The 18111-nt window shown below is 55.5% G+C and carries 17 protein-coding genes; 10 read left to right on the forward strand and 7 right to left on the reverse strand.

Annotated elements, in window-relative coordinates:
- Positions 1 to 150: 150 nt before the first annotated feature.
- From KFJ24_RS16930 to KFJ24_RS16960, 7 genes are all read left to right on the forward strand, one after another.
- Positions 151 to 1827: a methyl-accepting chemotaxis protein gene (locus tag KFJ24_RS16930; protein WP_250832309.1), complete on the forward strand. Its 1677-nt coding sequence runs from the start codon at positions 151 to 153 to the stop codon at positions 1825 to 1827.
- 300 nt (positions 1828 to 2127) lie between these two features.
- Entirely contained in the window at positions 2128 to 3195 is a 1068-nt protein-coding gene (locus tag KFJ24_RS16935; RefSeq protein WP_434968026.1) for a TRAP transporter substrate-binding protein, read from the forward strand.
- 151 nt (positions 3196 to 3346) lie between these two features.
- Entirely contained in the window at positions 3347 to 4432 is a 1086-nt protein-coding gene (locus tag KFJ24_RS16940; protein ID WP_250832310.1) for an extracellular solute-binding protein, read from the forward strand.
- A gap of 5 nt (positions 4433 to 4437) precedes the next feature.
- The gene (locus KFJ24_RS16945) at positions 4438 to 5535 is read left to right on the forward strand and encodes an ABC transporter ATP-binding protein (RefSeq protein WP_250832311.1); all 1098 of its coding nucleotides are present in this window, start codon (positions 4438 to 4440) and stop codon (positions 5533 to 5535) included.
- Positions 5532 to 6392 (forward strand): ABC transporter permease, encoded by an 861-nt coding sequence (locus KFJ24_RS16950; protein ID WP_250832312.1) that lies wholly within the window; start codon positions 5532 to 5534, stop codon positions 6390 to 6392. The genes KFJ24_RS16945 and KFJ24_RS16950 overlap by 4 nt, the downstream gene beginning before the upstream one ends.
- A 4-nt stretch (positions 6393 to 6396) precedes the next feature.
- Complete coding sequence (locus tag KFJ24_RS16955; protein ID WP_250832313.1) at positions 6397 to 7257, forward strand: ABC transporter permease; 861 nt, start codon at positions 6397 to 6399, stop codon at positions 7255 to 7257.
- 113 nt (positions 7258 to 7370) lie between these two features.
- On the forward strand, positions 7371 to 9644 hold the full coding sequence (locus tag KFJ24_RS16960) for a sensor domain-containing diguanylate cyclase (RefSeq protein ID WP_250832314.1): 2274 nt from the start codon (positions 7371 to 7373) through the stop codon (positions 9642 to 9644).
- 64 nt (positions 9645 to 9708) lie between these two features.
- Here KFJ24_RS16960 and KFJ24_RS16965 read toward each other — a convergent pair whose 3' ends face one another.
- The 5 genes from KFJ24_RS16965 to KFJ24_RS16985 all read right to left on the reverse strand — a co-directional run bounded on the left by KFJ24_RS16965 (position 9709) and on the right by KFJ24_RS16985 (position 13911).
- Positions 9709 to 10149: a universal stress protein gene (locus KFJ24_RS16965; protein WP_250832315.1), complete on the reverse strand. Its 441-nt coding sequence runs from the start codon at positions 10147 to 10149 to the stop codon at positions 9709 to 9711.
- 32 nt (positions 10150 to 10181) lie between these two features.
- Positions 10182 to 11465: a TRAP transporter large permease gene (locus KFJ24_RS16970; protein ID WP_250832316.1), complete on the reverse strand. Its 1284-nt coding sequence runs from the start codon at positions 11463 to 11465 to the stop codon at positions 10182 to 10184.
- 34 nt (positions 11466 to 11499) lie between these two features.
- A complete protein-coding gene (locus KFJ24_RS16975; protein WP_250832317.1) occupies positions 11500 to 12093 on the reverse strand; it encodes a TRAP transporter small permease in 594 nt (197 codons plus the stop codon).
- A 108-nt stretch (positions 12094 to 12201) separates the two neighbouring features.
- Positions 12202 to 13230, reverse strand: a complete 1029-nt coding sequence (locus tag KFJ24_RS16980; RefSeq protein ID WP_250832318.1) for a TRAP transporter substrate-binding protein — start codon at positions 13228 to 13230, stop codon at positions 12202 to 12204.
- Between the two features lie 141 nt (positions 13231 to 13371).
- Positions 13372 to 13911, reverse strand: coding sequence for a YqiA/YcfP family alpha/beta fold hydrolase (locus tag KFJ24_RS16985; RefSeq protein WP_250832319.1), 540 nt, complete (start codon positions 13909 to 13911; stop codon positions 13372 to 13374).
- 141 nt (positions 13912 to 14052) lie between these two features.
- On the opposite strand from KFJ24_RS16985, the gene KFJ24_RS16990 reads away from it, so the two are divergent.
- Entirely contained in the window at positions 14053 to 14592 is a 540-nt protein-coding gene (locus tag KFJ24_RS16990; RefSeq protein WP_250832320.1) for a glutathione peroxidase, read from the forward strand.
- Here KFJ24_RS16990 and KFJ24_RS16995 read toward each other — a convergent pair.
- Positions 14589 to 15581, reverse strand: coding sequence for an LLM class flavin-dependent oxidoreductase (locus tag KFJ24_RS16995; protein ID WP_250832321.1), 993 nt, complete (start codon positions 15579 to 15581; stop codon positions 14589 to 14591). The genes KFJ24_RS16990 and KFJ24_RS16995 overlap by 4 nt on opposite strands.
- A gap of 32 nt (positions 15582 to 15613) precedes the next feature.
- The gene (locus KFJ24_RS17000) at positions 15614 to 16243 is read right to left on the reverse strand and encodes a metallophosphatase domain-containing protein (RefSeq protein ID WP_250832322.1); all 630 of its coding nucleotides are present in this window, start codon (positions 16241 to 16243) and stop codon (positions 15614 to 15616) included.
- A 203-nt stretch (positions 16244 to 16446) separates the two neighbouring features.
- On the opposite strand from KFJ24_RS17000, the gene KFJ24_RS17005 reads away from it, so the two are divergent.
- A complete protein-coding gene (locus KFJ24_RS17005) occupies positions 16447 to 17202 on the forward strand; it encodes a putative 4-mercaptohistidine N1-methyltransferase (RefSeq protein ID WP_250832323.1) in 756 nt (251 codons plus the stop codon).
- A gap of 166 nt (positions 17203 to 17368) precedes the next feature.
- Positions 17369 to 18109, forward strand: coding sequence for a ParA family protein (locus KFJ24_RS17010; protein ID WP_250832324.1), 741 nt, complete (start codon positions 17369 to 17371; stop codon positions 18107 to 18109).
- Positions 18110 to 18111: the final 2 nt, after the last annotated feature.

The following is an 18111-nucleotide window of genomic DNA, read 5'->3' on the forward strand; positions in this document are numbered from 1 at the left end:
CATGTGAGAACCCATGAACAGTCACAGTGTAGTGACAGATGGTGGGGCTCGCCGTGTGAACGTCGGTAAATCTGTTTTAACAAATTGGAACAGTGCTTCTGGCGCAAGTGTATAAGCTGTCGCTCAATATCTCTCCGAGGATCCGTTGTAATGAACGTTTTGAATCATCTGCGCATTCGCACCCGGCTGCTGCTGGCCGTACTGATACCGGTACTGATTACGGCAGCGACCATCGCCTGGATTACCGTTAGCCAGATTCAGGCCGAGGGCGAGGCAGAGCTTGAGCGTATGGAAACGAACCTGCTGGACGCCCGCAAAGCAGGGCTGAAGAACCTGGTTAATACTGCCCGCGCCGTTGTGCTTCATGCCAAGAATGATCCCGCGCTTTCCGAGGAAGAGGCCAAGGAGGAAGCCGCGGCACGATTGCGTTCGATTCGTTATGATGAAACGAATTACGTGTTCGCCTATACCCGAGACGTCTATAACCTCGCTTATGCCCCGGATCCCTCGAAGGAGGGCCCCACAAATAATCCTACCGTGAGAAAGCTGATCGCTTCTCTTTACGATGCCGCTGAATCAGACGGCTTTTTCGCCTATAACTGGGCAAATCCGGCATCTGGTAACGAAGAACCAAAGGTTTCCTATTCCACCATCATTCCTGATTGGGACTGGATGATCGGCACCGGCGTCTACGTTACCAATATTGATAAGCAGGTGGCTAAAGCCAGGGCCGACATTGAAGATGAAATAGCCTCTGCCCTCGGATTTATCCTGTTGGTGACGTCGGTCATTGTGGTGATTTCATTGCTGATAGGCCTGCTGGTGGGCCGTACTGTTACCGGGCCCCTGAACACCGTGAGCAATATGATGCAGGAAATCGCCAATGGTGATGGCGATTTGCGTCAACGGCTGCCGGAAGAGGGTACCGATGAGCTTGCTGAGCTGGGCCGTCGTTTCAACGCCTTTGTCATCAAGATTCAGACCACGATTCGTGAGGTGGGTGCCACCACAGATCAGGTCGCGTCGGCCGCAGAAGAGCTGAGCCGTGTAGCCAGTGAAACCCGCGCCTCGGTTCAGGAACAGGGTTCCGAGACCGATCAGATTGCCTCTGCCATCAACGAAATGGCAGCAACCATCCAGCAGATTTCCGGAAACGCCAATGAGGTTGAAGGGGCTGCTTCCGACGCGGATCGCATGGCCCGTGAGGGCGGTGAAACCATCGCCAGCGCGCAAGGATCGGTAAATAAACTTTCCGAAGAGATTCAGGAAAGCGCCCGAAACATTGATGCGCTGGCTGAAAAATCGGACGACATTCAGCAGGTCCTGGATGTGATTCACGCGGTTACCGAGCAGACTAACCTGCTGGCCCTGAACGCGGCAATTGAGGCTGCCCGTGCTGGTGAGCATGGCCGCGGTTTTTCTGTAGTTGCCGATGAGGTTCGTCAGTTGGCGAAGCGCAGTGCCGAGTCTGCTGATCAGATTCGTGAAATGATTGACGGTTTTGTTACCGAGTCCCGCTCCGCGGTTGAACGCATGAATAAGTCCCGGGATCGGTCATCCGAGACTGTTGAGCGCATCGATCATGCAACCAGCGCTCTGGGCACCATCGAAAAATCAGTGGGACAGATCCACGATCAGGTTACCCAGATTGCGACTGCAGCAGAGCAGCAAAGCCAGGTTGCTGAAGAGATCAACCAGAACGTCGTGCGCATTGTGGATGCGGCGCAGCGTAGTGATACCGGTGTCACTCAAACCAACGAGGCGAGCCATGAGCTGGCCCGGCTGGGCGAGAGCCTGAGGGAGCTTATTGGCCAGTTCAAGGTGTGAGTCAGTAGGCCCGGCGTTGTTTTAGCAGTTGACGAAGCCGCCGGGAACGACGGGCTCTTGAGAACGCAGTTGTGACCCGGATGAGTTGCCGACGTCAGGAACAGGATTGGCACCGAGGCGTTCCCGCTTTCATCCAGAAAACAGAGACCGGTAGTGCGCCCTGTTCTTGAACGTAGAGCAAGCAATACTAATGACCCAGGTTATCGGACTGCTCTTGGCTTCGAGGGCCATCACGGGCTAGTATTGGGTGCGTTTTGGCAATATCTATATTACATAATAACTCAATTGATGGTGCTAACAATGATGACTCGTCTGTTCAGAATGGCAGCGGTGACGCTGTTGCTCTCTGTTAGTTCACTCAGCATGGCTGAGGAAAACTTTACTCTGCGCCTTGCGCAGACCTGGGGCCCAAACACTCCGATTCTGGGTGAGGCTGTCCAGCATATGGCCGATATGGCAGAAACCATGTCTGCCGGCCGTCTCAAGATCCGGATTGATGGTTCCAACAAGCACAAGGCGCCTTTCGGTATCTTCGATCTGGTTCGCAATGGCCAGTATGAAATGGGGCACACAGCGTCCTATTACTACAAGGGCACTATCCCGAACGCTATGTATTTCACCACTGTACCGTTCGGCATGATCGCCCCGGAGCAATACGCCTGGTTTTACCATGGTGGGGGTATGGAGCTGATGCAGGAGGTGTATGAACCCTATGGCCTGCTTTCCTTCCCGGGCGGCAATACTGGCAACCAGATGGGTGGCTGGTTTCGTGAAGAGATCAATTCTGTGGAAGACCTGGAGGGCCTGAAGATGCGGACTCCGGGCTTTGCTGGCGAAGTGATGTCCGAGCTTGGCGTTGCCGTGACCAACCTGCCACCGGGCGAGCTTTACAGCGCGCTCGAACGCGGGACTATTGATGCGTTGGAATGGGTTGGTCCGGCCCTGGATTTCAGGATGGGGTTCCACCAGATTGCCAAGTATTACTACTCCGGCTGGCAGGAGCCAGGTGCAGAAGTGCAATTCCTGGTTAACCAGAAGACCTGGGAAAGCCTGCCCAAGGATCTGCAAGAGATTCTGCGAGTCGCCATGCGCACTGCTGCCTATGACATGTACATCCAGAACTATGACGAGAGTGGCGTTGCCTGGGATCGCATGCAGGAAGACTACCCCGATGTGACTCACAAGACCTTCCCGCCGGAAGTGATCGAGGCGTTGCGCGGTGCCACCAACAAGCTTTTGGAAGAAGCCGCCGAGAAGGACGAGCTGGCGAAGAAGATCATTACTTCCCAGCGCGAATACCTGCATAAGGTGCGCCAGTGGACCAATATTTCGGATAAGGCCTACCTCGACAGCGTAGCTGACCAGTAAGGCAGAGACGTTTCCCATCCCTATCAAAACGGAGGCCCAGGCCTCCGTTTTTTTGTCCCCGGGGTTTCACAAAACTGCAACAGATGGTCTATAACTTCGTGATAACAATTGGTTAGCAAACTCCCGAATCAACCGTTATCAAGGAAACGTTATGACCAGGTCTTATCGTTCGACACGGAAGCAGGCACTGTTGTTGTCTGCCACACTGGCCGCCGGAAGCTTCTCAGGCTCGGCAATGGCGGAAGAGTTACGTTTGATCACCTGGGGTGGCTATGCGCCAGATGACGTGGTGGCGCAGTTCGAGAAAGAAACCGGCATAGATGTGAAGGTTACTCTGTCGAACAACGAGGATATGATTTCCAAGCTTCGCGCCACCGGCGGTGCCGGTTTTGATCTGGCTCAGCCCAGCCAGGACCGGATTGTCGGAGTCCAGCGCCAGTTCAATATATACAAGCCAGTGGATTTCACCCGCATCAATACAGATAACCTGCAGCCCTCCATGGTCAAGGCGACCCAGAACTCTACCGAACTGGATGGCAATTTCTATGGTGTGCCTTCGGTATGGGGTACCAGTGGCCTGATTGTTCACAGCTCCGTGGCGGATACGGTTACGGACTACACGGACTTGTGTGACCCGTCAGTCGAGGGACAGGTGAGTTACCGGCTGAAACGCCCAACTCTGATCGGTTTCGCGTTTGCCATGGGCATGGATCCGTTTGCGGCTTACGCCGATCGTGACGGGTACCAGTCCATCATGACGAAAGTGGAAGACAAGCTGATTGACTGCAAGGGCATCGTAAAGACCTACTGGACCGGTGGCGACCAGTTGCTGGCGCTGCTGCGCACAGGAGAAGTGAAAGCGGCGATGGCGTGGGATGCCGGCGGCTGGAAGCTTAACGCGGAGAATCCGGAGATCCGTTTTGTGGCCCCGGATTCCGGTGCGTTGGGCTGGATTGACACGTTTGCCATTCCCCGCCGCAGTGAAAATGAAGAGGCTGCCTATAAATGGATCAATTTCGTGATGCAGCCGGAAATTGCCGCGAAGATCACCAATGCGTCCGGTAATTTTACCGCCTCCAGGGGCGCGGACGCGTTTGTTAAGGACGATTTGCGGGATGCCTACCGTGCCAGCTTCAACGACGCGGCAATAAACAATATCAAGTGGTACCCACCGGTGCCGCCGGGCCTGGAAACCATGGAAGGGCAGGTGCTGGATCGCGTCCAGGCGGCGAACTGATCCGCATGGGAATGGATTCAGACCTTTTCTGTTCCGATCTGGTTCGCCGCTTTGGTAATAATGCTGCGGTGGACCATATCTCCCTTGACGTGCCTGCGGGCACGTTTTTCTCCATTCTGGGGCCATCCGGTTGTGGCAAGACCACGTTGCTTCGTTTGCTGGCCGGTTTCGACAAGCCGGATGCAGGGGATATCCACATCCGTGGCCAGCGAATGAATGATGTGCCGCCTAATCGCCGGCCGGTGAACATGGTGTTTCAGCATCTGGCGTTGTTTCCCACCATGTCGGTGGGCGATAACATCGGCTATGGGCTGAAACGCCAGAAGGTGCCGGCGTCCGAGCGCCGTAAGCGCATCGCGGGCGTGCTGGAGCAGGTGGGCCTGCCGGGGCTGGAGGACCGGGATCCGCAACAATTGTCCGGCGGACAGCGTCAACGTGTGGCGCTTGCCCGCTGCCTGGTGCTGGAGCCGACGCTGTTGTTGCTGGACGAACCACTGGGGGCGCTTGACCTGAAACTGCGTGAGCAGATGAAGGTGGAGTTGAAACACCTGCAGAAGTCGTTTGGCACCACGTTCGTATACATCACCCATGACCAGTCTGAGGCCATGGTGATGTCGGACCAGGTTGCGGTCATGCGCGACGGGCGCTTTGACCAGGTTGCTCCGCCCGAGAAGCTTTACCGGGAACCGGCAACACCGTTTGTTGCTGGCTTCGTGGGTGATAACAACCGCATTGGTGGCGAATTGGTTGCGGTGCGTGAGGATCTTGCCGAGATCCGTCTTGACGATGGTTCTCTTGTTCAGGGGCGCGTGGCCTCCGCCGGTCTCGAGCCGGGCCAACGGGCTGAGCTGTTTATCAGGCCTGAATCCCTCTTGCTGAGCGGTGATGCACTGAGCAGTGGGCGTTTCTCTGCCATGCAGGCGAGCGTGAAGGCAACGCTGTTTGATGGCGCCAATAGCCGGGCCGAAGTAGAGAGCAACGGCCAGACGCTGTACGCACGATTACCGCAGGATGGTTCGGCACCGAGGCTCAATGAGAATGCCACGGTTCTGTTGGCGTGGGATCCCTCGCTGGCCCGGGTCTTTGCTGCGGAGGCGGTATGAAATCTTCGGCCAGCAAACTCTCTCTCTGGCTTTTTCTGGCGCCATTCCTGCTCTGGATTGTCTTGCTCGTTGTGGTGCCGCACCTGCAGATGCTGCGGGTGTCATTTCAGGTACGTGAGAGCTGGGACACACTGGCCTGGGGTCTGGAGCAATACCAGAATTTCTTCACCGAATCCTATTACTGGCGGACGTTCGTACGAACGGGGGTGATTTCACTTTTCACCACCTTCCTGACGTTGATTATCGCTTTCCCGATTGCGTGGTACATCGCCAAGCTGGCCCGGGGACGCTCAAAGGGCATTCTGTTCCTGGCCTGCCTCATTCCTTTCTGGGCCAGTGAACTGGTCCGCACCTACGGCTGGATGATTCTGCTACGGGAGAGCGGGCTGTTCAGTTCCTGGCTCCAGTTGCTGGGCTGGGCGGATGGGCCGGTGGAAATGCTGTACAACGATGTGGCTGTGATTATTGGCCTGGTCTACAACGGGTTGCTGTTTATGCTGGTGCCACTGGTGACAACCCTTGATGGCATGGATGAAAATCTCGTTGAAGCCGGTTACGACCTCGGTGGCAACCACGCCACGGTGCTCAGGGAAGTCGTTGTGCCCTGGGCCATGCCCGGTATCGTGTCAGGCTGCATCGTGGTGTTTATGCTGACTCTGGGCAGTTACCTCACACCGGTTCTTATGGGGGGCAAGGACAGCGCCTGGTTCACCCAGCAGATTTTCACCCAGTTCATTACCCGGTTTAACTGGGAGCAGGGTGCCGCCCTTGGCGTGTTACTGCTGGTGTTGTCGTCTGTCATTGTCTGGCTGGGTCTGAAGCTCACCGGCCAGTCGCTGCGCAAGGTGATGGGGTAACGTAATGATTCGCTCGGTGCCCCGTTCCCGCTGGTTTGATAGCCTTTATCTGGCCTACCTGGTGGGCTTTTTCGTGTATCTGGCCTTACCTCTTCTGGTCACCGGTGTGTTTGCCTTCAACGATGCCAGCTTTCCGTCACTGCCCTGGAAGGGCTTCACGCTGGACTGGTATCTGGCGGATGGCTCGGCGGGTCGCACGGGACTGTTTCACGATGATGGCTTGCTGTCTGCGCTGTGGGTCAGTGCCCAGATCGCATTCTGGGTGACGGTGGTGAGCGTGGCGCTGGGGTGTGTGAATGCGGTTCTGTTTGAGCGTGTGCATTTTCGTGGCAAGGAATTCCTGTACCTGTTGATGCTATTACCGCTGGTGATTCCTGGTGTCATTCTGGGTGTTTCGATCCTGGTTTTTTACAGCGGCATGGCCAACGATATCTCCCGCACATGGGGGCTGGAGCTGGATGTGTTTCGTCCCGGCATGACCCTGGTGGTGATGGGCCAGGTGACCTTCATTACCACTCTGAGCACCCTCGTTATTGCGGCGAGGCTGCGCAAGTTTGATCCGCAACTGGAAGAGGCCGCGTTGAACCTGGGGGCGACGCCGGTTGTGGCCTGGTTCACTGTCACCCTGCCGTGGCTACTGCCGTCCATATTCGGAGCCGCTGCCATGGCGTTTCTGATGTCATTCGAGAACTTCAATACCACGGTGATGCTCACGGGTAGCGATACCCCGCTTACGGTGGCTCTGTTCAATCGCCTGCGCGAGGGCTCTACGCCTGTGCTTAATGCCGTGGCACTTTTGCTGATGGTGGGTTCTGCCTTACTGGCGATCGTGGCCATGGGGCGTTCTCGGTCAGCGGATCGATAGTGTACATGTAACTGGAACGTAAAATTTGTATTCGGGGGTTACCGAATCGACTGGTTTATGGTCTATTGATCTATAACTAGTTTCGATTGTTATCTTTCAGGTCCGCTCTCCTGATGCATATGCCCCGCCCTCTGTACCTGATCATTTCCCTGTTTCTGGCTATCAGTATGGCTCAGTTAGCGCATGCTGCTTCCCAGCCAGTCAGCGAAGGCTGGGAGTATCGCTGGGGGGATTCGCCATTTAACGCAGAAGGTGTGCCGGAATGGACGAGGAAGGATGAGTCCGGGCAATGGCATGACATTGGCTTTCCCTCCAATCCGCCAAATCGCGATGGTCGTGAACATGTCTGGTATCGGGTGACGCTGCCAGCCGGGGAATGGCAGGAACCTGTCCTGTACATTTTCAGCGTTGATATCATTGTGCAGGTGTACCTGGATGGCGAGAAAATCTACCAGTATGGCTCTTTCGACAAGCAGGGTCGGGGGGCGTTCGAAGGCTGGCCATGGCATGAAATCAGTCTGCCGGAAGAGTACGAAAACAAGACTGTATATTTCCGCGTGTTTTCGGATTACACCGACATAGGTTTGTGGGGCGAAGTCTCCATCATGAATCACCCTGATCTGGTTCTGTACATTGTCGGGAGCTCGCTGGAATCCCTGATTATTGCAGGCTTTTCTTCGCTGATAGCGATGCTCGCGCTGATATTCGCCTTGATGCAAACAGAGAAGCGGACTTTTGCCAGTATTGCCCTGTTTACCTTTTCCTCTTCCGTGATGTTGGTGTCGGAGAGTCAGGCAAGTCTTTTGATTGCCTACAAACCGCTTCTGTGGGATTACCTGGCAGCCGGTTCCTACTATATGTTGCCCGTGGCGATGGCGTTATTGCTGGGGCAATGGCTGGCGGGTCACCGTCCCTGGATCATCAATCTGATCTGGAAGCTGCATGCGGTGTACCTGATCGGCGCGATCGGCCTGGCCCTGACGGGCGCGGTGGATCTTTCATCTACCTTCCCGCCCTTTGATGGCCTCTTTCTGATTTCGCTGGTGACGATAGGCGCAGTGCTTGTGCGGCGGTTTCGCCAAATGTCGCGGGAGCAGCAGTCCCTCCTTGTGGCCTATGGTGTTTTCTGCGTACTGCTAATTGCGGATATGGCAGTAGCCCACGGCGTTTTGCCGTGGGTCAGGGTGCCGGTAAGCTGGGGCATGCTGGTCTTTTCACTGACGGTGGTCATGATCTCCCTCCGGCATTTTGTCGCAACCCAGAAAGCTCTCAGGGACCTCAATGTATCTCTTGAGGAACAGGTAGCCGAGCGGACGGCGAGCGCTGAGTCTCTTGCCCGCCGTGAACAGGCTCGGGTACGCATGCTGACTTTCGAAAATGAAAAAAACAGGGTTCTGAGCGATGTGATCACCGAGCTCCAGGATTGCGTGGGGCTTGACCAGGCTTTGAGTCTGTTGGCAAGGGCTATGCCGGATCTCTGCAGCCCTTTGCGCGGGGTGTTCTACGGTCGATCACGGGAAGGCGTATACGAGCGCATTGGAGAGTGGGGGTTTCGGGGAGAAACTGACATGCTCCCGCTCAGGCTTGAAAGCGGGAAAAACCTTCCAAAGCCAACGGTGTTGCCCCCACCCTCCCATGAATGTCCAAAACAACAGGCAGGAGATGAACTGGGTGGCCTCATGTGTTTCTGGGTCAATCTCGAGTCTGCCAGCGACGGGAGAGTCACCGAGGGTGTGCTTCTGCTTGAGGGCGATGGTGTATTTGCGCTGGCCGAGACCGAATACGGATCAGCCAGGCTATTTACCGCGTTGGACCAGGCGGTCCAGCGCATTGGCATTGCCCTTTCAAGCATTTCCCTGAGAGAGGACCTGCAAAAGTTTTCCTACGAGGATGCCCTTACCGGCCTCAAAAACCGTCGATACTTCGACCAGCTGTTCGAGCATGAATGTGCCGTGGCGCATCGCAAAGAATTGCCTTTGTCGCTGTTGTTGGTCGATATCGACCATTTCAAGAACTTCAATGACACTCATGGCCATGAATCTGGAGACAGAGCATTGCAATCTGTGGCTATGGTGTTGCAACGACAGTTCCGGGACAGCGATGTTGTTTGCCGTTATGGCGGAGAAGAGTTCGTGGTCATTATGCCGGGCGCGATAACGTCGGATGCCAGGGAGCGCGCGCAGAACCTCTGTGAGGCTGTCAGTGATGTGCCGGTCATCTACCATGGTAAGGATCTGGGGCGGCTGACGGTGTCTGTTGGAGTGGCGTGTTGGCCAGACAGTGGCAGCGGGCCTGAAGGGCTCCTGAGTCTGGCAGATAAAGCTCTTTATCTGGCCAAGGAGGAAGGGCGTAACCGGGTCGAAATATACGGAAGTCAGGCAGCATGAAAAAGGGGGGCATCGCCCCCCCCTTTTTTTTTTTCAGGTTTTCGGTTTCACCAACCCGGCGATCTCAAACCACGAGGACCGGGCATTTTGCGTTCGACGCTACCCGGTGTGAAACACTGCCCAGGAACATACCATCCTTGCCGCTGTGCGTGCCCTGCGTGCCAATCACAATCAGATCTACGCCTTTGTCCTCGGCAAAATCAACGATGACTTTTGAGGGTTTGCCCGCTTTCACGAAACCCCGGACGTTTTTGCCCCCACGTTCTGCAGCCAGCGCTTTCGCATGCTCTACGATGTCCTTGGCATATTCCGACAGCACCTTGTCCGGAATGTCCATTCCTTCAGGGCGACCGATCGACAGGGACGCCTCAAACAGGCTGTGATGTTTGTAAACACAGAGCAGATAGATCTCGGCGTCCATGAGCTTTTGCAGTCCAATGGCCTTGTCCATGGCTTCGAAGGAAGACTCGGAGCCGTCAACGGCCACCAGTATTTTTGTGAACATATTCTTCTCCCTGAAATTGGTCTCTACAGCCTTCAGCGGAACGCCACGTCACGCAGGAACAGTGCAATCTGCGGGAAGGCGATGATTAGGCCTGCGGCAGCAACCAGCATAAAAACAAACGGTGGCGTACCGCGGATAACTTCCCAGTACGGCCGCTTGAATATGGCTATGGCGGTGAATATGTCGCAACCAAACGGTGGCGTAGCCGAGCCTATCGCAACCTGCAGTGTAATCAGAACCCCGACAAGTACCGGGTCCAGACCGGTAGCCTCAATCGCCGGTGCAAAGATCGGTGTCAGTACAAGGATTACCACTATCGGATCAACAAACATACAGGCGACAAAGAAGGCGATACAGATCGCCACCAGCACGCCGACCGGGCCAGCTTCATTAACACCGACAGACTCCAGTATGGCTTGCGGAATCTGGGCGAAGGAGATAATCCACGAAAAGCCGTTTCCGACTGCTACCAGTATGAAAACCACTGCAGTAATCAGGCCGGTGGACTTGGCAATCCGATAGATGTCCGGCAACTTCAGTGAGCGGAAGACCGCGAATTCGAGCGTGAACGCGTACAGCACGCAGACTGCCGCAGCCTCCGTGGGACTGAAAATACCGCCATAGATACCGCCCACAATGATAACCGGGAAGAACAGTGGCCATAGAGCTTCGCGGACTGCGACCCCCCGTGCTCTCCAGCCGGCCCTTTCCTCGGTAGGAACCTTGTTTACGTAAGCATAGATCAGGCAATAGATTGAAAACATAGCCAGAATCATGATGCCCGGCCCTATGCCGGCAATGAATAGTTCGGCAATGGATGTCCCGGATATAACCCCATAAATAATGAAGCCGATACTGGGGGGGATCAGAAACGCAATATCACTGGAGTTGATAATCAGAGCCAGTGAAAAGGAGTCGGAATAGCCTGCTTTCAGCAGCTTTGGCCGCAGGGGAGAGCCAACCGCTACGACAGTCGCCTGGGTGGAACCGGAAACCGCACCAAACAGCGTGCAGGAGGCCGCAGTACTGATGGCAAGGCCGCCCTTCACATGCCCGATAAATGCCATAACCATATTGATCAGGCGGTCTGCGGACTGTCCACGGGTCATGATATCAGCGGCAAGAATAAACATGGGCACAGCAATGAGAGAAGCGGGGCGGATACCTCCCATCATTTGCTGGATAAAAGTACCCATTTGGCCAAAGCCATCAAACATCATTACAAAACCGACCACCGCACCCGTGATCAGCGGAACCATCATCGGGAAGCCTAGCAGCAGCAGCCCGATCATGATCACCATCATTATAGTTGCCATGATTTTCTATCCTTTGTTAAAGCAGCTGCAGGGTTCAGACTTCCGATTCACTATCCGCGTAGCCGTCAATCACACCTGTGGAGAGGTAAACATCCTTGCTGGTGAGATTTTTGATGGCCGTGAGGAAATACTGAATACCGGTGATTGCAAAGCCCACCGGGGCCCAGACGTAAATCCACCAGATTTCAAAACCCAGCGCAGGGAGAATTCGTCCACGGCTGTAAAGGGTTTCGACGTACCCGTAGGAGTGGTAACAGAGGAAGAACATCACCACTGATGTAAACAGGGCAATGAAAACCATCAGTACTTTGCGCCCCTTCGGTGGGACCGCATCGTAGACTGCAGACATACGGATATGGCGACCATGGCGGGCCGCGTAGCCAATGCCTGCAAAGGTAATCAGGATAATGAGAATCCGGTTAATCTCACCGGAGAAAAACAGGCCTTCACCGAAGACAAAGCGCGCAATAACGTTGATGCATGTATTGACAGCCATGAGGATGACGCCAACCGCCAGCATGACGGCCTCTGTCTTGGCAATGATTTCATCAATGGTCCCCAGAAAACCGGGCAGGCCGGACTCGTAGGTGCCGGTATCGTCTTCAAGATCCGGGGAATTCTCGGACATGAGGTCTGCTCCAGAGCATGTCGCTCCCGGCCGGTAGGAATCCCCGGCGGGGCGGGGTTAGCAAAGCTTCCCGCCGGCATGCCGCCGGCGGGAATGGTTCCTTCAGGTTCAGTTGCTCTGAACTTCTTCCAGATCTTTCTTGAACTGGTTCAGCAGGTCTTTGCCGCGCTCGCCAGTCATTTCGATGAACTTCTCTTCCACCTGAGGCGCACGTGCCTTAAAGGCATCGATCTGTTCATCGTTCAAGCGGGTAACGGTCACTTCGTCACTGGCTTTCTGGATCTTGGCCAGAGCTTCGTCGGCGAGGCCGTCGATGTGATCGATGATTTCTTCAAAGGCGAAATCCGATGCGTCCTGAACCAGCTTTTTGTCTGCATCAGACAGGTCGCTGTAGAAATCCTGGTTGGCCATCATGGCAGTGGTGAACCAGCCGTGGCTGGTGAAAACCAGGTTCGGGGACACTTCATAAAGACCGCCAGACTCGATCCAGAAGATCGGGTTTTCCTGGCCCTGGATCATGTTGGTCTGCAGCGCGCCATAGACTTCACCCCATGGCAGCGGGGTCGGAGTCGCGCCAAAGGCAGAATAGGTCTCTGACAGAAGCGGGTTGGTCATAACCCGGATTTTCTTGTTGTTGAAGTCTTCAGGCTTGGTGACCGGCTCGTCTACCGTCACAACCATTTCGCCTTCCGGGTACATCTGCAGAAGCTCCAGGCCTTTTTCGGCATAGAGTTCGGGGAAGTCTTTATTGATCGCTTCACTTTCCCGGAAAAACTTGATGACCGTTTCCATGTCGGTCGGCATCAGATAGGGAATGAAGAAGATCTGTGCTTCTGGAATCAGGGCGCCTGTGAAACCGGGGGACTGGTTTACAAAGTTCAGGATGCCCGCCTGGGTCTGCTCCATGATGTCGTCAGACTCACCCAGCTCGCCGAAGCGGTAGATCTGCAGGGTGTGATCGGAGTTTTCCTCGATGTATTCCTTGAACTTATAGGCGAATACGTCCTGTACGTCGCCTTCATACTCCTCGTGTGCATAGCGCCAGTTGGCGGCATTCACAGAGTTTGCGGCTGTCATGGCCGCAAATGCCAACGCTGAAATTCCGGCCAATTTCTTGAATTTACTCATGCTACTCATCGGGTTTCTCCGTGCGTGTATTGACTGAAATTAATTGTTACATTTCTTAAGACTGGCAAAACAAAGTGGTTTTCGCAAGAAATTGAGTAAATTCCTGGGTTTTAGCTGGCGGAGTCCCGCTGGTACCGCAAGTTTTTGAAATTATGGTCCATTCAGGTGCGAGAGGCACATTTCCAGAAATAGGTGGAACTCGCCGACAACCCGGCCAAGGCTGTTTTCCAGACGATGTCCGTCGGGCAACACCAGGGTGGGCAGGTCTTGCTCCCTGGCCAGTTCAAGCACTGGCATGACTGGTACAACATCATCATCCCAACCGTGAATGATCTGGGTGTGCCGTGCCTGAATGCAGGGGCTGGAATGGGGATATCTGGCCATAGCCAGGGCTGGTGCCAACAGAAAGCACCCCAGTACCGGTTGCGTTGCACTGGTTTGGGCACACACCCAGCCGCCCATGCTGGATCCGGCCAGTATCGTTCGTGCCGGATCGGCGTTCGATTCTTTCATTGCTGATTTCATCTGCTCAAGGCGAGTGGCTGGTTCTTTGCTGCTCCGGTGATCAATGGCAGTGGCGATGACTCCGGGAAAGGTCTCTGCGGCCTGCTTCATCGCCTGAACTTTGGTGCTTCCGGGGCCACTTTCGAGCCCGTGGGAGAGGAATACGTGAATGGTGGGGGTGGTCATAATCGGAGCCCTGCTTCGGATGTCTGTTATTACGGAATCATGGTGTCCCTGGTGTGGCTCTGTCTAGCTTGCGTCGGTCCTGAATTTAAACCGATAGCCGGAGCCGAGCGTAAATGGATGAAACGGGACAGGAGATGGATCATGCTCAGAACGCTTCTCGGGGCTCTGGTTGCTCTGGCAGTGTGGCCAGTCTATGCGGGCGGGACGGCCTGTCCTGCATTTCTGGATCATGAATTACGAAAGCTGCACTCCAGCCAGAGCGTTAACCTGTGTGACGTTTCCGCAGGCAAGCCCATGCTGGTAGTGAATACTGCGAGTCATTGTGGTTATACAGGCCAGTTTGAAGGCCTCCAGGCACTGCATGAGAAATACCGGGACAGCGGCCTGGTGGTTGTGGGTTTTGCCAGTGACGATTTCCGGCAGGAGGCTGCGACCGAAGAGGAAGCTGCCACCGTCTGCTACAAGAATTTCGGGGTCACCTTTACCATGATCGCGCCCGGACCAGTGACGGGCGATCAGGCTAACCCGGTTTTTCAGCACATCAGTCAGCAGAGCCAGTCACCGCGATGGAATTTCTCCAAATACGTGCTGGATAGCAACGGCCAGGTGGTGCAGGCATTTCCCAGTCAGGTGAAACCAAGCGATCCTGAGCTGATCCGAGCCGTTGAGTCCGTGCTTTAGTCGCTGCGGGTTGCTGCCAGAATATCCAGTGCGTGTCGGCGTTTTACGGGGTCATAGATGTCGACAGTGAACATCAGCTCGTCCACCTCCACGCTGGCAAGCAATGTGTCCAGCTGTCGGTTCAGGGCATCAGCGTCGCCCAGTAACTGAAGTGCCAGGAAGTCCTGTACGCTGGCCTTTTCGCCCGCATTCCAAAGCCCGTTCATGGATTCGACCGGCGGCCGCATCCACAGGGGCTGGCCCCGGAACAGCGCAAGAATGCGCTGGTAGCTCGTTGTGGCCAGAAACCTGGCCTCGTCCATGGAATCGGCAGGAACGGCTGGTACCGCAAGCATGGCGTACGGGGCTGCCAGCTGGTCTGAGGGCTGGAAGTTGTCCCGGTAGACACGAAGTGCTTCCCGGTAAAGCCTGGGGGCAAAGTGGCCGGCGAACGCATAGGGCAGACCACGCATGGCAGCCAGCTGGGCGCTGTAAAGGCTGGACCCCAGTAACCAGATTGGAACGTTGGTGCCGGCGCCGGGGATGGCCTTCACAGACTGCCCGGGCTGCAGCGGGCCCAGCAGGGATTGCAGTCTGGCTACATCTTCCGGGAACTGCTCAGCACCAAGGCCCTCCCTCCGCAGTGCCCTGGCGGTTACCGGGTCGGTTCCAGGCGCCCTGCCGAGGCCCAGGTCAATTCGGCCGGGATACAGGCTTTCCAGGGTGCCGAACTGTTCGGCAATGACCAACGGGGGATGATTTGGAAGCATAACGCCCCCGGAACCGACCCGAATGGTCTCTGTCTGCCCGGCGATGTGTCCTATCAGCACAGAGGTGGCAGAGCTGCTGATGCCCTCCATGTTGTGATGCTCGGCCAGCCAGAAGCGTTTGAATCCCAGTTCCTCCGCATGTCGGGCATAAGCCGCACTGTTGGACAACGTTGTGCCAACGGAGTCCCCCTCACGTACGGAGGCAAGTTCAAGCAGGGAATAATCGGGTCGTGTGGGCATGGGGCTCCGGGACTGGTTTGTTGGGTTTGGAATCAGAGATCGACAATGATGGGCAGATTCAGCGGTTTATAGCTGCCGGTGCAGGTGCTGGCATTAACGTGCAGGCAGTCACCGATCTGCTCCTGACCATGGTCTTCGTGTATGTGACCGAAAACATGGAGCCTGAGGGACAGGGTTTCAAGTTTTCGCGCCAGATCCTCGCAGCCGGGGCGAACAATACCGGTGGGTGAGATAATCTTGTCCAGAATGCCCGCGGCTGGACCATGGGTAATCAGCACATCGGTGTCGTCGGGGATACGGGCCCAGCGCTCTGCAATGGCCTGTCCCCGCTCACGGTTGAAGGCCCAGTTGAAGAAGACCGGTGTCCAGGGGCTGCCCCAGAATTTCAGACCTTCCAGTTCCAGCGGGCTGTCCTGAAGGTAATGGGCGTGCCGGACCAGTTCTCTGGCCTCGGCGGGCTCATCCTGGAAGCACCAGTCGTGATTGCCGGCAATCAGGATTTTGTGTCGGTGTGGCTGTTCCGAAAACCAGTCGTCCAGGTCTTCCAGTTCATCCAGTGTGCCCACGCCCAGGCAGTCGCCGGCGTGGATCAGCAGATCCCCCTCAGGCACCTCGATCTGGCGGTGCATGCTGTGGGTATCGGAGATGCAGACAATTCTCATGGTTCTGTGTCCAGGCTGACGGATAATGATGCCGGCGAGCAAACCCTGTCATTCTACGATAGCATTTGCCGGCAGGGGGCAGGAATTTATGCTTGATCTGGGGGCCAATTCGATGGTGACCTCATGGCACGGCACCTGGTCAGTCAGCGGTGGGTTTCCGTTGTATGATGAAGTGACGACACACGCCTTTGGAGACCGAGTAGATGCAACCGAGTGGCTATTACGAAAACGATACAACCCTTGCCCAGTATTGCGAGTTCCATTTCGGAGAACAGTGGCATGGGGAGCCGAATTTTCCGAAGGAGCTGGCGCTGGCGTGTATTGATGCCATGAATGGTCGAACGATGGGGAGGGCGCTGGATATCGGCTGCGCCTGTGGCCGCTCCTCGTTCGAACTGGCGAGGTTTTTTGACCATGTGGATGGGGTCGACTTTTCTGCCAGTTTTATAAACAAATGTGTGGAAATGGCGGAGCAGAAACTTGTCCGTTATGCGCGCCCCGAGGAAGGCGAGCTGGTGAGTTATCATGAGCGCACGCTGGCGGCTCTCGACCTTGGCGACACGGTGGGAAAAGTGGCTTTCCATCAGGGGGATGCCTGCGACCTGAAATCTCAGTTCAGCGGTTATGATCTGGTACTCGCGGCCAACCTGATTGACCGTCTTTACAAACCATCGACGTTCCTCACAACGATACATGAGCGTATCAATGATGGCGGTTTGCTGGTTATTGCGTCGCCTTACACCTGGCTTGAGGAATACACGCCAAAAGAAGAATGGCTTGGCGGATTCAAGAAGGATGGTGAAGACTACACCACGCTGGATGGTCTGCGGGATATGCTCGGGCCACATTTCCGTATTCTGGGCGAGCCGCGCAGTCTGCCGTTCGTGATTCGCGAGACCCGAAACAAGTTCCAGCACAGCTTTTCGGAACTGACCGTGTGGCAGAAGGTCAGTACCTGAACTGAAGGTCTGATGGCCGAATCTGGCGCTTGTCATTAAACTGTCACTGGTATCGGTCTAGGATGACCCCTCATCAGGACGGCGTGCATTGTGTTGGTGCATCGTGTGAATGCTTTAACCGGGGACATCCCCGGTTTTTTTATGCCTTCACGACAGGAGAGGAAAAGTGAGGACAATTGCGTTTTACAGTATGAAGGGAGGCGTGGGCAAAACCGCGGCTGCAGTCAATATTGCGTACCTGGCCAGCCAGGCCGGATATTCCACACTGCTGTGGGACCTGGATCCGCAAGGAGCCTCAAGCTGGTACCTGGCGGGGGCCGACAGGATCAAGGGGCAGAAACTGTCTGCACTCTTGAAAGGGAAAACGCCGATTGCCGAATTTGTCCATGAGAGCGGTTACCCCAATCTGGATTTTATTCCTTCTCATACCAGCTTCCGCAATCTGGATGTAAAGCTTGATCAGGATGACAGCACTAACCTGATCAAACAGTGGCTGGCACCGCTCTCCGAAGAAACCAGTCTTGTCATACTAGATTGCCCACCCTCCTTGTCCCGTTTGTCCGAGCAGGTTCTGAAAGCGGCTGATGCCGTGTTTGTGCCGGTGATACCTACCTGGCTGTCACTCAATAGCTGGGAGCAATTGCAGGCTTTCGCCAGGGAGAAGAAACTGAAACCCTCACGCCTGCATCCCTTCTATTCCATGGCTGATCGCCGCAAGAGCCTTCATCGGACCCTTATTGACGGCCAGGATGAACACTTACCGGGTGGGCTGAAAACCATCATTCCCAACGCCAGTGTGGTTGAGAAGATGGGTGAGGATGGCACGCCGGTAGAACTGATCGCTCCTTCCTCGGTGGCGGCAGATGCCTACCGGCGGTTATGGCGCGAAATTCAACGGCTACTCTGAGC

Origin of the sequence: Marinobacter sediminum (assembly GCF_023657445.1) — a bacterium.
GTDB lineage: Bacteria > Pseudomonadota > Gammaproteobacteria > Pseudomonadales > Oleiphilaceae > Marinobacter > Marinobacter sediminum_A.

What these genes read in the sequence shown, in the direction of transcription:
- KFJ24_RS16980 (WP_250832318.1), bottom strand. Translation starts at nt 13,230, where the DNA reads ATGAGTAGCATGAGTAAATTCAAGAAATTGGCCGGAATTTCAGCGTTG.
- KFJ24_RS16995 (WP_250832321.1), bottom strand. Translation starts at nt 15,581, where the DNA reads ATGCCCACACGACCCGATTATTCCCTGCTTGAACTTGCCTCCGTACGT.
- KFJ24_RS16990 (WP_250832320.1), top strand. Translation starts at nt 14,053, where the DNA reads ATGCTCAGAACGCTTCTCGGGGCTCTGGTTGCTCTGGCAGTGTGGCCA.
- KFJ24_RS17005 (WP_250832323.1), top strand. Translation starts at nt 16,447, where the DNA reads ATGCAACCGAGTGGCTATTACGAAAACGATACAACCCTTGCCCAGTAT.
- KFJ24_RS16965 (WP_250832315.1), bottom strand. Translation starts at nt 10,149, where the DNA reads ATGTTCACAAAAATACTGGTGGCCGTTGACGGCTCCGAGTCTTCCTTC.
- KFJ24_RS16930 (WP_250832309.1), top strand. Translation starts at nt 151, where the DNA reads ATGAACGTTTTGAATCATCTGCGCATTCGCACCCGGCTGCTGCTGGCC.
- KFJ24_RS16975 (WP_250832317.1), bottom strand. Translation starts at nt 12,093, where the DNA reads ATGTCCGAGAATTCCCCGGATCTTGAAGACGATACCGGCACCTACGAG.
- KFJ24_RS16945 (WP_250832311.1), top strand. Translation starts at nt 4,438, where the DNA reads ATGGGAATGGATTCAGACCTTTTCTGTTCCGATCTGGTTCGCCGCTTT.
- KFJ24_RS17000 (WP_250832322.1), bottom strand. Translation starts at nt 16,243, where the DNA reads ATGAGAATTGTCTGCATCTCCGATACCCACAGCATGCACCGCCAGATC.
- KFJ24_RS16955 (WP_250832313.1), top strand. Translation starts at nt 6,397, where the DNA reads ATGATTCGCTCGGTGCCCCGTTCCCGCTGGTTTGATAGCCTTTATCTG.
- KFJ24_RS16940 (WP_250832310.1), top strand. Translation starts at nt 3,347, where the DNA reads ATGACCAGGTCTTATCGTTCGACACGGAAGCAGGCACTGTTGTTGTCT.
- KFJ24_RS16935 (WP_434968026.1), top strand. Translation starts at nt 2,128, where the DNA reads ATGATGACTCGTCTGTTCAGAATGGCAGCGGTGACGCTGTTGCTCTCT.
- KFJ24_RS16960 (WP_250832314.1), top strand. Translation starts at nt 7,371, where the DNA reads ATGCATATGCCCCGCCCTCTGTACCTGATCATTTCCCTGTTTCTGGCT.
- KFJ24_RS16970 (WP_250832316.1), bottom strand. Translation starts at nt 11,465, where the DNA reads ATGGCAACTATAATGATGGTGATCATGATCGGGCTGCTGCTGCTAGGC.
- KFJ24_RS16985 (WP_250832319.1), bottom strand. Translation starts at nt 13,911, where the DNA reads ATGACCACCCCCACCATTCACGTATTCCTCTCCCACGGGCTCGAAAGT.
- KFJ24_RS16950 (WP_250832312.1), top strand. Translation starts at nt 5,532, where the DNA reads ATGAAATCTTCGGCCAGCAAACTCTCTCTCTGGCTTTTTCTGGCGCCA.